The sequence below is a fragment of the Streptomyces sp. NPDC017095 genome, from assembly GCF_044332325.1.
Lineage (GTDB): Bacteria > Actinomycetota > Actinomycetes > Streptomycetales > Streptomycetaceae > Streptomyces.
The window spans coordinates 21,445-36,079 of the sequence record NZ_JBIROU010000031.1 but is presented as its reverse complement, the minus strand read 5'-3'; the positions used below and the strand labels follow the sequence as shown (position 1 = coordinate 36,079).

15 protein-coding genes and 1 pseudogene are annotated in these 14,635 nt (G+C 70.1%); 6 read left to right on the top strand and 10 right to left on the bottom strand.

What is annotated here, in order from left to right:
* Positions 1–244: 244 nt before the first annotated feature.
* Complete coding sequence (locus ACH4OA_RS34240) at positions 245–625, top strand: hypothetical protein (RefSeq protein ID WP_397973347.1); 381 nt, start codon at positions 245–247, stop codon at positions 623–625.
* Here ACH4OA_RS34240 and ACH4OA_RS34235 read toward each other — a convergent pair.
* The 3 genes from ACH4OA_RS34235 to ACH4OA_RS34225 form a co-directional block, all read right to left on the bottom strand.
* Positions 604–945, bottom strand: a complete 342-nt coding sequence (locus ACH4OA_RS34235) for a hypothetical protein (protein ID WP_397973345.1) — start codon at positions 943–945, stop codon at positions 604–606. The genes ACH4OA_RS34240 and ACH4OA_RS34235 overlap by 22 nt on opposite strands.
* 103 nt (positions 946–1,048) lie before the next feature.
* Positions 1,049–2,014, bottom strand: a complete 966-nt coding sequence (locus tag ACH4OA_RS34230; protein WP_397973343.1) for an amidohydrolase family protein — start codon at positions 2,012–2,014, stop codon at positions 1,049–1,051.
* Positions 2,014–2,631, bottom strand: a complete 618-nt coding sequence (locus ACH4OA_RS34225) for an NAD(P)-dependent oxidoreductase (RefSeq protein WP_397973341.1) — start codon at positions 2,629–2,631, stop codon at positions 2,014–2,016. The genes ACH4OA_RS34230 and ACH4OA_RS34225 overlap by 1 nt, the downstream gene beginning before the upstream one ends.
* A 156-nt stretch (positions 2,632–2,787) precedes the next feature.
* Between ACH4OA_RS34225 and ACH4OA_RS34220 the strand changes: the two genes are divergently transcribed.
* Positions 2,788–3,483, top strand: coding sequence for a TetR/AcrR family transcriptional regulator (locus tag ACH4OA_RS34220; RefSeq protein ID WP_397973339.1), 696 nt, complete (start codon positions 2,788–2,790; stop codon positions 3,481–3,483).
* 232 nt (positions 3,484–3,715) lie between these two features.
* Here the strand turns inward: ACH4OA_RS34220 and ACH4OA_RS34215 are convergent, their stop codons facing one another.
* The 3 genes and pseudogenes from ACH4OA_RS34215 to ACH4OA_RS34205 all read right to left on the bottom strand — a co-directional run.
* Positions 3,716–4,081, bottom strand: a complete 366-nt coding sequence (locus ACH4OA_RS34215; RefSeq protein ID WP_397973337.1) for a transposase family protein — start codon at positions 4,079–4,081, stop codon at positions 3,716–3,718.
* 211 nt (positions 4,082–4,292) lie between these two features.
* The gene (locus ACH4OA_RS34210) at positions 4,293–4,790 is read right to left on the bottom strand and encodes a hypothetical protein (RefSeq protein ID WP_397973360.1); all 498 of its coding nucleotides are present in this window, start codon (positions 4,788–4,790) and stop codon (positions 4,293–4,295) included.
* 2 nt (positions 4,791–4,792) lie between these two features.
* Positions 4,793–4,960, bottom strand: a pseudogene (locus ACH4OA_RS34205) (protein kinase); the annotation flags it as partial.
* A gap of 24 nt (positions 4,961–4,984) precedes the next feature.
* Here ACH4OA_RS34205 and ACH4OA_RS34200 point away from each other — a divergent pair.
* Positions 4,985–5,191: a hypothetical protein gene (locus ACH4OA_RS34200; RefSeq protein ID WP_397973357.1), complete on the top strand. Its 207-nt coding sequence runs from the start codon at positions 4,985–4,987 to the stop codon at positions 5,189–5,191.
* A gap of 410 nt (positions 5,192–5,601) precedes the next feature.
* Positions 5,602–5,967, top strand: a complete 366-nt coding sequence (locus ACH4OA_RS34195; RefSeq protein WP_397944239.1) for a hypothetical protein — start codon at positions 5,602–5,604, stop codon at positions 5,965–5,967.
* Between the two features lie 497 nt (positions 5,968–6,464).
* Here the strand turns inward: ACH4OA_RS34195 and ACH4OA_RS34190 are convergent, their stop codons facing one another.
* From ACH4OA_RS34190 to ACH4OA_RS34175, 4 genes are all read right to left on the bottom strand, one after another.
* On the bottom strand, positions 6,465–7,283 hold the full coding sequence (locus ACH4OA_RS34190; RefSeq protein ID WP_397973355.1) for a hypothetical protein: 819 nt from the start codon (positions 7,281–7,283) through the stop codon (positions 6,465–6,467).
* Positions 7,284–8,395: 1,112 nt separating this feature from the next.
* Positions 8,396–9,844, bottom strand: coding sequence for a hypothetical protein (locus ACH4OA_RS34185; RefSeq protein WP_397973334.1), 1,449 nt, complete (start codon positions 9,842–9,844; stop codon positions 8,396–8,398).
* 447 nt (positions 9,845–10,291) lie between these two features.
* Positions 10,292–10,660 carry an STAS domain-containing protein gene (locus ACH4OA_RS34180; protein ID WP_397944257.1) on the bottom strand — a complete coding sequence of 123 codons (369 nt, stop codon included), beginning with the start codon at positions 10,658–10,660 and terminating at the stop codon, positions 10,292–10,294.
* On the bottom strand, positions 10,657–12,054 hold the full coding sequence (locus ACH4OA_RS34175) for a PP2C family protein-serine/threonine phosphatase (protein ID WP_397973333.1): 1,398 nt from the start codon (positions 12,052–12,054) through the stop codon (positions 10,657–10,659). Before ACH4OA_RS34175 ends, ACH4OA_RS34180 begins: the two co-directional genes overlap by 4 nt.
* An 820-nt stretch (positions 12,055–12,874) precedes the next feature.
* Here ACH4OA_RS34175 and ACH4OA_RS34170 point away from each other — a divergent pair.
* Together ACH4OA_RS34170 and ACH4OA_RS34165 are read left to right on the top strand one after the other, a co-directional pair.
* Positions 12,875–13,789, top strand: coding sequence for a YceI family protein (locus tag ACH4OA_RS34170; RefSeq protein WP_397973352.1), 915 nt, complete (start codon positions 12,875–12,877; stop codon positions 13,787–13,789).
* Positions 13,790–13,907: 118 nt separating this feature from the next.
* Positions 13,908–14,561, top strand: a complete 654-nt coding sequence (locus tag ACH4OA_RS34165; RefSeq protein WP_397944261.1) for a YceI family protein — start codon at positions 13,908–13,910, stop codon at positions 14,559–14,561.
* Positions 14,562–14,635 lie beyond the last annotated feature (74 nt).

Genomic DNA, 14,635 nt, shown 5'->3' with positions numbered 1-14,635 from the left:
CGGCACCCTGCCCGGGCCGCAGCGACCACAACGACCACGCACTCACCCTCACCACGCGGGCCCGGCGCGCCCAGCCCTGCTCCCCATCCCCTCGCGAGACCACTGCCAAGGCCTCGGGCACCGGGGCCTGTCACCGCGGCGGTAAACCATCACACCCCTATCCTCCTGACCCGAGGGCTCGTCAGCGTTCCACTGCCCGAACCCCCACGGGTCGCCGGCGGCGGCGTCCAGGACGTCCCACACCATGTCTTCCACGTGCTCGGGCAGGGTGTCGAGGACCTTCGCGGCCGGGGCGGAGAACCGGACCGGGTACGGCTGTCCGCTCACCTGCACCCGGCTCGCACCCCTGCTGGAGAGCGAGCCCAGCCTGGAGGCGCTCTCCTTCTACCCGCACCTTCTCGCCTGGGAGCTGCATCAGCTGCCCGATGACAAGAAGATCACCCCGGTGATCCTGCTGGACACCTTCGAGGACATTGCCGACCGCCACCGCGACCTCGAACGCCTCCCGCAGCGCCTGGTGTGGCTCATGCCGAACTGCTTCTTCGTCATCAGCGGCCGCAACCGTCTGCAGTGGGCCGTATCCGCGCTGCACGGGGAGCTCGACTACACCGGCCCCACCACCTGACCACCGCGCCCGGACCGCTCCCTCTGCCCCGGCACAGCACACCCGCCGGGCGGCGGCACCTGATCGGTGACCTCTCCCCCGAAGACTGCGACGACCACCTCGCCCGCCGTCTCACCCAGGACGGCCGGCCCCTCAGCAAACCCGCCATCCGGGCCGTGATCACCACCCGCTCCCACGGCCTGCCCCTCCACCTGAACCTGACCGTCGCCCGCTTCCTGGACGTCCGCCGCACCCGCGAACCCCAGCCCGCCGACACCGACCACACCTTCCCTGCCCTGCTGGCCCGTGCCCTGTCCGACCTCACCCCCGACGAACGACACGTCCTGCGCTCCTTGAGCCTGCTGGACGCCTTCGACCTCGACCTCGCCACCCGCGCCGCGGGCCTCACCCACCAGGCCCCCGCCCGGCGCCTGACCGAACGCCTCAGAGGCGTAGGAGCCTACGGGCGTTGCCGGAGGCGATCTTCTGCTTGTCGGCGTCCGGGAGGCGGGTCTGTTCGAGGGCGGCGACGGCCGCACCTGTCCTCTCGTAGGGGTAGTCGACGGCGAACAGCACGCTGTCCGCACCGAGCACGCGCACGAGTGCTTCGATCGCGGCCGGGGACAGCACACCGCTGGTCGTGGCGAGCACGTTCGTCCTGAAGTACTCGGACGGCCTGCACCGCAGCGGGTGCGGCACGGTGAGGGTCGCGTAGCGCGAGTCGAAGCGGGAGAGCTGGAAGGGGAGGAACTCGCCGGCGTGCCCGAGGATCATCGTCGCCTCCGGATGCCGGTCGAACACCCCGGACATGATCACGCGCATGGCGTGCCCGCCGGTGGCGGCCTGCCAGCTCCACAACGCGCCGTCCAGCTCGGGATGGGCGTCGAGGACGTGCCAGCGGTCCGCGGGCGGCATGCCGGGGTGCAGGTACAGCGGTACGCCGAGTTCGCTCAGCGCGGCCCAGACCCGGTCGAACGCGGGGTCGTCGAGGTACCGGCCCTGGATGTGGTCGTTGACGAGCGCTCCCTTGAACCCGAGGCGTTCGACGGTTCGGCGCAGCTCCGTGACGGCGGCGGCCGGGTTTTGGAGCGGGAGGGCCGCGAAGGCGGCGAACCGGCCAGGGTGGGCGTCGACGATCTCGGCGAGATGGTCGTTGACGTACCGGGCGTTGTCCACTGCACGGGCCGGATCGGTTTCCGCTTCGATGCCCGGGACGGTGAGGGAGAGTACCTGTACGGCGATGCCGTTGGCGTTCATGTCGGGCAGCCGCAACCGTGTGACGTCGGGTAGCCGGGCGGCCATGTCCGCGAGGAAGGCCGGTTCGATGTTGTCCGGCATCGGCGTCGGCGGTCGCCGGTCCGCAAGACCTGGAATCGCGATGGCCTCCTCGACGGCGACGTACCCGCGCATCAGACGCGTCCCACCGGGACGAGGATCCCCGCTGCGCGGGTCGGCCGCTCGGCCTCGTCGAGCATCAGCGCCGCGACGGTGGCTCGGGAGGCGTGCGGCGGCAGGACGGGTTTCGTGTAGTCCTCCAGCGGGATGTTGCGGCGCCTGGTGCTGACGCCGCCGGCCCACAGGTCGGGGGCATGGAAGACGGTCGCGCCGCTGTCGAGGGCGATCGAGTCCGCGGTGGCCTTCTCCGCCAGTTCCTCACCGACGAAGGTCTTCATGACCCACTGGTAGATCCCGCCGCCTGCGCCGACGGAGGAGCCGGAGCCGAGCGCGCTGAGCCACAGCGTGCGCACCGGGACGTCGGCGAGGGCCCTCGCGCCGGCGACGAGCGTTCCCTGGCCGTCGCCCTTGCCGATGCCGAGGGCGGAGACCACAACGTCGACGTCCGTCAGGCCCGGGAACGCGGCGGGGGCGGTGACGTCGGCCTGGCGGATCTCGACGGGCGGCTGCCCGGACACCGGGCGGGTCTCCGGTCGGCGAACCAGCGCGACGACCTCGTGCCCGCGCTGAAGGGCCTGCTCGACGACGAGGCGGCCGACCCTGCCGGTCGCCCCGAGTACGGCGATGCGCATGCTTCCTCCCAGATAACTAAACAGTCGTTGGTTATGTAAGTGAACGACTGTTGGTAACCGGTGTCAAGATCAGGGGGTTGGATACGAGGGGCTTGGAGGCCGGCGCGCGGGCGGCGGTACAGTGAACGACTGTTGCCGAACGCCGGGAGTACGCCTGTGAGCAGCAAAAAAGCCGCCACCCGCCGACGGAACCCACGGGGACAGGGGCAGATCCTCAAGGCCGAACTCGTGGAGGCCGCCGCCCGGCTGCTGGCCACGCTCGAACGACCCGAGACGCTCACCCTCCGGCAGGTCGCCCGCGAGGTCGGCGTCGCCCCCGCGAGCATCTACGGACACTTCCCCGACCTCGGCGCGCTCGTCCAGCACGTGCTGCGGCTGCGCTACGACGAACTCGCGGCGGTCATGCGCACGGCCGCGGACGGCGCCGAGGGGCCCCTGGCCGACCTGGTCGCCCGGTGCGCCGCCTACGTGCACTGGGGAGTCGATCACCCCGGGCAGTACCGCACGCTCTTCGGTGGCGGGATGCCCGCCGAGCTGGTGCCCACGAACGCACACGGCGCGGGCGAGGAACTGCTCGGATCCGTCGTCGCTTCGCTGGCCGACGCCCGGCAGGACCAGCCGGAACACCAGGACCGATACGAACACCGGGACCGTCGCGGCCTCGAGCAGGACTGGCAGGCCGGCCTGCTGCTCTGGACCGCCCTGCACGGCCTGGTCGCGCTGTACAACGCGCACGGGAACATGCCCTGGCCCGACCTCACCGACCTCATCGCGCAGACCCTCGCCCTGCACACCGGAAGGCCCGTCGACGAGATCGTGGAGCTCGCCCAGACGGCGGACCGCCCAACGTGAGCAGCTCACACCAACAGCTCCGCACGGCCTCGATCGACCCCGGGCCCAGCAGACGGGCCCGTGGCAGGTGGTGCCCACGGCCGTCCCGCCCGAGGTGACGCGGCCACCTTCCCAGCGTCGTCCTCGTCTACTGGCTCCGGCGCGTCCGGGTCGCGCAGCGGACGTAGAACGCCGGCGGCCGGGACGCTGGCGGTGAAGCTGTAACGGCCGAGCAGGTTCAGGTTCCGGTGCTTCAGCGGCGAGAGCCGGGCCACCTCCTCGTCGCGGACGTCGTGGCCTTCGGTGCGGAGCTGGCAGTCAGCCGGGCGCCGGTCCGGCCGGCCAGGGCGAGACCGGCCGAGGCCAGCGTCGAGCGCAGCCGCTCGGTGCGCTGACCGTGCCGACGGGTCAGGCCGGGTATCTGCTCCACAAAGGTCCGGCGCGAGCACAAGGTGTTCCGGCACCGGAACCGCCGAACCCGGAGCTGGAGTACGACGCTGCGTCCGGCGCTCGGTACGTCGGCGGGAAACCGCAGCTGGGAGTTGTGAACCCGGGTCGACCGGACCCCGCACCCCGGACAGACGGCGCCAGCCGTGGTGCAGTGCGCGTCGACGCGCACGGAGCCCAGCCGCCTCGATGACGGCTCTTTCCGGGCGACTTCGATGCCGCCTTGAGCGGCTCAATCATCACTCAGAGTGGCCGCTGCACGGAGACTGTGCCAGAACCCAAACCCGTAAACAAGGCCACACGCTCCACACCGGCGTGCCGCAGGGCAGCGACCTTGGTGTTGGCCGAATGCCGTGCGCTGGATCAGTCGGTGACGTGCACCGTCACGTACAGATCTCCGGGCGCTCCGCCGGGCTATCCCGGTGCGCCGAATTCCTTGAGCCGAATCTTCTGCCCGTTTTTGCGGGCGGGGACGCGGACCTTGTGAGGCAGTTCAGCACCTTGGTCTCGTCATCTGTTGTGGCGCAGTCCGGGCAGGCTTGGCGGGTGGTGATGCGCAGGGGGATGACTGCGCCGTGGGCGGCTTCGTCCTTGCTGAGCGAGACCTCGGAGGTAAGGTCGGCTCCGCAGCTGGGTGGCGGAGTGCCTTTGAAGTAGCGGTCGTTGATCTCTTCGATGAGGTCATAGACCTCATCGGCGCTGTTCGGCCGGTGGGCGGGATCTTTGGCCAGGAGCCGGCCGACCAGCTGCTGCAGCTCTGCGGGGGCGTCCGTGCGGAGGGTGCGCAGCGGGGCGGGCTGTTCGTTGAGGTGCTGGTGGACCAGGTGCCAGGGCGTGCCGGTGAAGGGGGTCGGCAGGTGACCATCTCGTAGAGCACGCATCCGAGGGAGTACAGGTCGGAGCGGTGGTCGAAGGTGCCGGCGGACAGCGCCTCGGGGGCCATGTAGGCGGGGTGCCGATGGACGTCGGTGGTGGTGATGTCGTGCCGGGTGTCGCTGCCATTGGTGATGCCGAAGTCGACGACCGTCGCCTTGCCGTTGGACCTGATGATGATGTTGGACGGCTTGATGTCCCGGTGCGTCAGGTCCGCGTCGTGTGCGGCTGTGACCCCACCGGCGCCCCGGGCCGGGACGCGGTCAAGCGATGGGAGAGCGGGAAGGTCATCGAGCGGGACGCCCTGCGGATCGTGCACGTCATGCACTACCGCAACCCCGAGGGCGAACCGTTCTCCGTACACGGCTGGTACCGCTACGCCCCCCACACCATCCGGCCCGCTGTGTAACGCCTGCGGCGACCACCCCGTCCATACAGGCGGCCAGCCCTGGACGCTCTGGCCAGAATCCGCTGTACCGCTGCCGGAAGAACCTGACTGTGCCGACCACCGGGTGTCAACGGGGCGGTGCTCCCGCGGTGGTCGGCGAGTTGACACGATCGGTGCCACTGGCTGGGCAAGTACTTCCGGAGCGGGGATCTACAAGGGATGATCACGGGGTTCCGTTCACCCGTCCGGTCCGGCTCGCGCTCATCGGGGGATCCATGTACCGTCGCATCCGCCGTACAACCACGGCTCTGGCCGCCGTCGCACTCCTGACAGCCGTGGCACCGGCCTGCTCCGGCTCGGCCGCGATGCCAAGGGCTCCCTCGTCGAAGAAGACGACCGTCAACGCTCCCGCCGCATCCCCTGCACAGAGGGTGTCCGGCCCCGGCCACGAGCGGCTCGACAACACAGCACGCCGCCTGCTCGGCAGCACCGGCCGTCCGAGCACGGACGACGCCGGCTTCATAGCGTCCGGGACGCTCGCGATCCCCGGACAGAACCTGGACGAGACCATCGAGTCCGGCACCGCGCTGCGTGTGGAGGTGGCCTGCGCAGGAGAGGGCACGGTCACGTTCACGGCCGTATCCGGCACCGCTAGGGCCGTTCGGCGCATCTATTGTGCGCAGCCGGTGACGAAGGGGCTCCGCCTCACCACTGCAGCGCCGCGCCTCGCAGTCCTGGCGGACTCCGCCACACCCGAGACGGTCGGCACCGCCTACGTGGTACGCCGCGCCGACTGAGGTGGCATCCCCCGCAACCCGGCCCCCCGCCGGCTGCGGGCATGGCAAAGTGCGCGTTGCCCTGGTCAAACGACGTGTATGCGGCCCTGAATCAGCCACATGCGAAGAATGCGGATCGTCCGCCCTGGTCCCCGTGACCGAGGCAGGACTCAAATGCTGGCCGATAAGGCATATCAAGGTGCGGGCCACCCTGTCCGGGTACCGTTTGGGGGCCGCCGTTTCAAACAATGAAAGCACTGCCACAACACCCCCACGCCATGCTCCGCTGTGTCGGCGAGCGAGCCATGGCCACCCTCAAGAACTGGCGCCTCCTTCGAAAGCTCCGCATCACCGCCGTGGTCAAGGCAGTCCTAGTCCTTCACTGCGCCTCAGCATGAGGTTGGAAGACGCTCGCTGTGCTGCGCCGCCACCCCGCTTGGAAGCGGCTGGGAAACGTCGCAGCTTGCACACGGGTGAGTTACGACTGACGCGCGAGCACCGAGCCGCGGCGCGGCCTCTCACTCCTGCAGGGGCAGCTGGTCGCCGGTGGCGCCGGCCTCCAGGGAAGCGTAGTCGGGGTGGTGCAGGCGGTGGTGGACGTAGATCTGGTCGGCCCACGGCGGGTCCAGGGGTGTGAACGCGCGCAGTCCCAGCACCTTGCCGATCGGCCGGTCGGGGTGGGCAGCGTTGAAGTCGGCGATGGCGGCGGCCTCGCCGATCTGTTCGATGGTGCCTGGCAGGTCGTCGAGGTAGCAGGTGACCCGCGGCAGCAGGTGTTCGTGCTCGGGGTTGCGGAACAGGTCCAGGGCGGTCGTGGTCGAGGAGTAGTAGTCCAGATCGAGGCCGACGAAGCCGACGGGGTGCTCACGCAGCAGGTCGGCGTGGGAGCGGAGGTAGTGGGGCAGGGTTTCGGCGAGGTCGCCGATCACCAGCTCCGCAGCCCCCAGACGGGCCCGCAGCCGCTCTTCTTCCATGGCGTAGAAGCCGGGGCCGAACAGGTAGGACAGGTCTCTGGGGTCCTTGGCCGGGGGCATGCCCCGACCGCCGTCGAAGCCGACCACCCGCACCGTGATGCCGGTGGCGGCCGTGTAGTAGCGGGCGTGCTCGGCCAGGGCCAGCAAACCGTTGCCGCCGGCCACCCCGAACTCGATGACGGTCACGCCTTGGTGGCCCAGACGGGCGGCGAGCTCGGTGGCCCGGCGCACCCCATAGGCGTAGTGCGCTCGCTCCACCAGCCCGAACCGGTAGGCGCCGGCGTCCCCGACACCGGGCAGGCGCCGTAAAAGACGGGTGAGGACAGCGTGCCGGGTACCAGACTTCGACCACTCCCACACCACATCCGCCAAGCCCCCCGCCGGCCTACGGCCAAAGGGATGACCCTTCTGCGCAGTCGTCACTGACCCCTTGCGCACCACAGCGCTCCTCTCGAACGCCAGACCATCGGTCCGTCGCAGTCTCCCCATCCGCACCCCTCGCCCAACCCGGCACAATCCGGCCAGCAACGTCCGAGCGTGACTGGCGTTGCCGTCCCGACGGCAAGAGCGGCGCCGCTTCCCCGGGCGGCATTCGGTCTCCGTGAGGAGCAGGGGATGATGAGGTGGTGATGCTCCGTCATGGGAGGATCCACGTCGCGCCGGCAGAGCGTCCCCGCGCCCGCGGGGGTTGTTTCACCGCGAGGACTTCCGGGCCGTGGCCCCCATCGTTGATGTAGGCCTTCCACGCCACCATGCCCGCTGCCCGGGCCCGGCGAGTCGAGTGGTTACCGGAGCGGCCGGGTGACGAACAGGTCCGGGAGAGGGGTCGTCGAGACTGGGCGTTGCTGGTCGACCTTTGTCCGGCAGTCGGATTCCTCCTCACGGTGGGCGCAGATGCTCAGGGCTCCGCTGGCCAGGACCGTCAGCACGATCGACAGCCCTGTCAGCAGGGCCGTGCGGGCGCTTGTGCTCACAGTCCCCCAGAACTGGCCGGCGCTCGCACGGCCCCTGCTTCTTCGCCGCCTTCCGCTTCCGGGGCCGTTTCCCGGCCGGCGGCCGCCCCAGAGGACGGACGTCTGTCCTGACCCGCCGCGCTGCGCTCCGCGCCGCCCGTCCCGGACGGGCACCTCCCGCCCGGTCCCTCCCGGCCGGCGCGGCGGTTTCCGTTCCCGGCTCGCCTCGGACCGGCTGGAGTTCACCTCCGACGCCCACCGGACGATGGTCCACGACGGGGACTGCGAGCCGGTGCGTCTGCCGGGCTACCGCTCGGAACCAAGGCCGGAAGTCAGTCATCCGGGCCTGCCCGGCCCTCGGCGCTCGACCGGCGAGCCCACCAGCCCGGCGCAGGAATGCCGTCGTGCGGCGCTCGGCGGCCAGCTCCTTCTTTTCTCGCTGCAGTTCCTCACGGCCCTAACCGGTGCGTGCCACCCCCGACCAGCCCCGCCTCGCAGGTCAAAGAGACAAGCCGTAGGCGTTCACCTCTCCGCGATCCGCACCACACCGGTGATCGTGCCCTGGTACAGGACGCCGCCGGGTGCGATGGAACCGACCATCTGCAGGGTGTCGTACAGGGACGAGGCCCCCAGATAGTGCCTGCTCACGATGGCGCCCGTGCCGGGGTCGATCCGGGCGTAGTAGTAGGGGTCCAGGACGGAGGTACCGTCACTGCCCGGAAGAACGGAGCCGCGCACGACGGTATGGATGAGGCCGTCGGCGGTGGACAGGCGGGGAACGGCTGCCGACCGGACCGTGGTGTCCCACGTCAGGTCGCAGCCAGTGCCGTCGGCGCGTACGTCGACACGGGACAGGCCGCCGGTGAAGTCGGCCGACGCGGGCACGCTCTCCCCTGCACCCTCGGGCACCGCCGGGTAGGGATAGCCGTATGTGCTCGCCACGAAGACGGAACGGCCGGCACCTATCGGCGAGTTCTCGCTGCCGCTGCCCCCGTCCGCCAGAACGGGCGTGGAGCACACCTGGGCTCCATTGTCCGTGCGGTAGACGAGGAGGTTCACGGTGGGTGAGGCGTTGTCGACGATGGTAACGAAGTCGGTGCCGGTGGTGGGGCCGAAGAAGGTCGGGGTGGATCCCGTGCCCCAGCTCAGCTGTCCGGGCCGTCGGGCCGCACCGCGGTCGTAGGTCCGGCGCCAGGAAACGGTCGGGGCACCGTCCCTTCCCGCGGTCAACAGGTAGGTCGCGTGCGAGGTGGCGACAGCCGTGCCCTCGGGCGAGGTGGAGATGGAGTTGTCGACGCGTTCGCCCGCAGGCAGCATGAGGGAACGTACCGTCCCCGTCGCCTCGTTCGCGGTGCCGACGACACCGCCCCCGGTGGCGAACCAGACCCTGCCCTGCCAGTCGGGCGCCAGGCCGGTGACCGAGTCGCCCTCCGGGACGCCCGGCGCCAGGGACAGCGTGCTCGCGACGTACAGCTCCCAGCCGCCATCGGCCTTCTTGCGGTGCGCGATACGCAGCAGGTTCCGGTCGCCGTCCACCACGACGAGCCGGTCCTCGTGGTCCAGGTAGGCGTAGACCCCTCCCAGCAGCGATCCCTTGGCGATGGGCAGGCCGGCCAGTGACGCGCCTGTCGCCGGGTCCAGTAGGTGCACCGTGGGGACGCGGGTCAGGATCGGCGTGCACAGAGCGACCGGGTACCCGTCGGCACCCACGAGGATGGTCGGGCACGCCGATTGCAGGGCGACCCGTTTCGAGGTCAGGGGGCCCGGCCCGGGTCCCGGCAGGGGCGTGGCGTCGGAGGAACCGGTGTCACCGTGCATGGTCGCGGTTCCGTCCGGCCCGGCGTACGGGTTGTGCGGCGGTAGCGGTCCGAAGCCGGTTCCCTGTGCCTGGGCGGGCGCCAGCGTGGCGGTGAACGCGAGCGATAGGGCGGCGGCGAGCACACCGGCATACGAGAGGCGGACGGAATGCATCGAGTCGAAGTCCTGTCGACAGGCGGCGTCAGAAGGCGCCGGCGGAGGAGGAAGACGGTCCCGGCCGGTCGCGGAAGCGGAAGGGCGTCGCACCGGGCCGCCGACGAGAGGGAACCGACGCCACAAGACGTCGCAAGGCTGGTCGCTGAATCAGATGGCCACGGGGCGACACAACGCGGAACACGCGTAGGCCAGGTCGACATGGAGTCGACGGCTCAGGTACGCGTACTCGATCATGCCGGTCAGTTTTCACCCTCGTCAGGTACGCGACAAGCCCTGTCTCACGTGCCGGACGCCACCAGCTACGGCTTCTCACACCGTCCGATGCTGCGCTACGACAAGACGGCCGAGTCCCACCAGGCAGCCGTCACCCTCGCATCACTCCTGATGTGGGCGTGACATCCGAAGACAGCTCCTAGGCGGCTGTCGGCTGGCGAGCGAGGGGTTTCAGGCGGTGGTGCGGTTGCCTTGGCGTGTGGCGAGCGCGGCGTCGGCGCTGGGGTAGGCGGGCAGGAAGGTGTCCATCCCGGTGACGCTGAGCAGGCGGCCCAGCCGGTCGGGGATGGCCGCCAGGGTCAGGGAGCCGTCGGCATCCTTGGCGCAGCGCCAGATGCCGATGAGGGCGCCCAGTCCTGAGGAGTCGCAGAAGGTGACGCCTGAGAGGTCGGCGACCAGGTCGGGGTGGCCGTTCGCGATGAGTTCCAGGGCGCGGGCCCGTACGGCGGGTGCGGCGGTGATGTCGAACTCGCCGGACAGGGCGATCACGGCCAGGGCGCCGTCGGTGTGCGGGACGTCGATGTGGAATGCGTCGGTCATGGGCGTGGGTTCTCCTGCCCGACGCAGACGTCGGCGGTCGGGGCGGCGGCGCTGTGGGCGGTGGTGGTGATGCCGGCGGGAGCAGCATCGGGGGTGGGGACGGACAGGGCCAGCAGGGCCACGTCGTCGCGTTCGGTGTCGGGGAGGGTGTCCAGGAGCGCGACGGTGTCGTCGATCAGGGCGCCGGCGCTGATCGGCGCCGGCCGCTGGGCCAAGAAGGCGGTCAGGCCCGTGTCGGCGAGCATGCGGCCATCGGCGGTGCGGGCCTCGGTCAGCCCGTCGGTGTACAGCAGCAGTCCCTCGCCGGGTGCCAGGTGCAGGGTGCGTGAGGCGAAGGAGGCTTCGGCGAACGCGCCGACCAGCATGCCGCCCTTGGCGCGGGCTGCCTCGACCCGCACGCCGCCGCCCTCGATGGGGCTGAGGTGGTAGGCGGGCGGGTGACCGCCGGTGGCCAGCGTGACCGTGAAACCGCGGTCCCGGGCCGGATCGAGCAGGCCGAAGACGGCGGTGCAAAAGCGGGTACCGACCGCCGCGTCCAGCAGCAGCGCGGTGTTCAGGGCCTTGAGCGCAGCCGTGGGGTCCGCGTCGACGAGGGCCGCGGCCCGCAGCGTGTAGCGGGTCAGTGAGGTGATCGAGGCGGCTTCGGCGCCCTTGCCGCACACATCGCCCAGGAAGAACGCCCACCGGCCCCCGCCCACGGGGAAGACGTCGTAGAAGTCACCGCCCACTTCCTGCGGTGAGGCGGTCTTGTAATGGCAGGCCAGCTCCAGGCCCGGTACCGCGGGCAGTGCCGGGGGCACCAGGGTGCGCTGCAGGGTGGAGGCGAACGCGGCGATGGCCGCCTTGTCCCGCTCCGCACACCGGCGGGCCTCTTCCTCCGCCCGGCGCTTCTCCTGCTCGGCCTTGCGGCGCTCCTGCTCGGCGCGTACCGCTTTCAGTGCCGCCAGCCGCAGCTCAAGCTGGTCACGCACGACCGCGGCCAGGTCCCCGAGCGTGGAGGCATCAGCCTCGGTGATCTCGCGGGGGCGGGTGTCGAGGATGTTGACCGTGCCCAGCCGGTGCCCGTCGGCGGTGATGATCGGAGCGGCGGCGTAGAACCGTACCCCCATCGGGCCGGCGACCAGGGGGTTGGAGCAGGCGACCGGGTCCAGCAGAGTGTCGGGGATGACGGTGGTGTCATCGGTGAGCACCGCCGAGGCACACAGGCCCGGATCGCGGCCGATCTCGCTGACGCCTTCCAGACCGTGCGCGGCCTTGAACCAGATCCGGTCCTCGTCCACGATCGTCACCGTCGCCACCGGCACCTCGAACAACCGTGCCGCCAGCGCCGCGACTCTGTCGTAGGCGCCGTCCGGCGGAGTGTCGAGAATGTCGTAACGGCGCACCGCCGCCATCCGTGCCGCTTCGACCGCCGCGGCCGCAGGCCGGCTCGGTGCTATCACAGGCGGGCTCGCTTGCTCCGGCATGTTCCTCGTCTCGTCATCCCCCCCAGGAAGGCACCGACCAGACAGCCAGCACCCCGGAACCCTACCGAACACCCTCAGCGTCACCGCTCAGGAGGCGCCACCGGGCGGCCGGTCCAGAGGCAGCCGGTCATCGGCCCGGCCCGCACACATCGCCGCCTGCCGGAACGTGGCCCTGCGCGAGCCGGACCTCACCCACGAGGAGTGGTACGCGCTGTGGGTCACCGCGCGCGGCGTGCCCCTCCCCTGAGACGAGAGGCAGAACCTGAAGCAGACGGATCCCCGCGTCAGGCGACTCGGTTCGCGCGAGACCGGCGCGCAGCAGGTCGATCGACGGGCAGTGTGGATATCGAGATACTCGCGACGTCTGGCAGCGCCTCCTTCTCACCGATCCACGGAAGGACGGCAGCACGGCGAGTTCTGTGTCGAGCCCGTGATGAAACCGCAGACCGGTTGTGAATATCCGGGCCCTTTTCCGTGTCCTTTACCACAGCATTGCTGCAAAGCAACGAATCGAGCTGTGGCGATATGGTCGGCCGATGTACCGATATGTGGCCTCGCACCCGCCTCCACGCAGGTTGAGCAGCTTCGACACCGGCTCGAGTGCCTCACGCGCGGAGCGCTTTATGATCGTCGGCGAACTACTGGCTTTGCGTCCGTTCTCCTGTCGTCGACGTTTCTTGGCGGCCGGGAACGCAGGCACTCTGAGCGAGTCGCGTGACCGAGACGCAAGGGAAGAAGGGTGAACTCCATGGCTCTCGGGCTGCTCCGTCGTCGGCGTTCCCGTGGTGCCTCCGGTGCCGTGTCGAGTATCTCGGTCCCGCTGCCGCCCGGCGCCGGGGCGTTCGGCTTCGAGGTGCTCGATCCCCTGGGGCAGCCCATGGGCGGAGCCGAGGTCACCGTGACCGCGCTGGACAGTCACCGGATCGCGACGCGTGGCGTCACGGACCCCCACGGCTACTTCATAGCCACGCTGCCACCCGGTTCCTACAGCGTGATGATCGTGGCCGAGGGCCTGTCACCCGCCCGCGAGAACCTCGACATCGCGGCCGGGGTGGCTCTGCCCACCGCAAAAGTCACGCTCCAGCCCGCCCGCCAGCTGGAACTTCCGACAGCCGGTACCTGGCTGTTCGACCCTCCGCACACCGCGATCCGGTTCATCGCCAAGCACGTCGGCATGGCCCACGTCCACGGGCGGTTCAGCCGCTTCCAGGGCAGCATCCGCATCGCTCCGAACATGGCCGACTCACAGGTGGCGGTGCGCATCGACGCCTCCAGTGTCACCACGGGCAACAACACGCGCGACAACCACCTGCGTTCGGCCGACTTCCTGGACGTCGAACGCTACCCGTACATCGACTTCACCAGCACCCGGTTCGCCCACCGCGGCGGCTCCAAGTGGACCCTGCACGGCACCCTCACCATGCACGGCACCAGCCGCTCCGTCAGCCTCGACACCACCTACCTCGGGTCGATCAACGGGGGCTACGGGCAGGAACTGCGCTGCGCGGCCCTCGCGAAGGCCGAACTCCACCGGGAGGACTTCACCCTCAACTGGCGCTCCATGCTCGCCCGCGGTATCGCCGTCGTCGGGCCGACCGTCCAACTGGAGCTGGACGTACAGGCGATGTACCGCACCCATGACACGCCCACGCCACCGCAGTAACGGCGCGTAGCGGGTTCACCGTCGACCGCATTCACCTCGGGCGGGGTCACTGATCGGGGCAGCGCCCCGGCGACACCTTGGCAGCACAGAGCAATCAGATGGGAAAGGGCTCACGATCATGGGTATCTTCGGCCGACGCCAGACCGCCGTCAGCGAGCCGAGCCCGGCTCTCGGCACCGGCGCCTCCGTCGCGGAGGCCATGTCCCGGGGTCTCGCGCTCGACCCGGCACTTCAAGCCCTGACAGGGCGATGGACGATCGACCGCCCGCACAGCCGCATCGGATTCTCTGTACGGCACGCCATGGTCACGACGGTCCGGGGGGCTTTCACCGATTACGACAGCACGTTGTACTTCGACGGAGCCCAGCCCTCCGAGTCGCGGGCCGACCTCGTCATCCGGGTCGCCAGCGTGGACACGGGCGTGGAGCAAAGGGACGCGCACATCATCGGCGCCGACTTCTTCGACGCGCGCCAGTACCCGGAAATGACCTTCCACAGCACCTCCACGGTTCACGAAGGCGGAGAGACCTTCCGCATGACCGGGGACCTGACCATCCGCGACGTCACCCGGCCCGTCGACCTGCACCTCGACTACCTTGGCTCGGTTGTGGACCCCTTCGGCTTCGAGCGGGCCGGCTTCGACGGCACCACCACCATCGACCGCACCGAGTGGGGTCTGGTCTACAACCAGCGCCTCAAGGCGGGGGGCACCATGGTGAGCGAGAAGGTCCGGCTGCAGTTCGACATCTCCGCGATCCGGTTGACGTCGTAGGCGGCGTCGGGAGCGCCCGGAGCAGTTGGTGACCTTGCCCGCGGTGGCGGTGTACCGCCGGGCCACGCACGCCG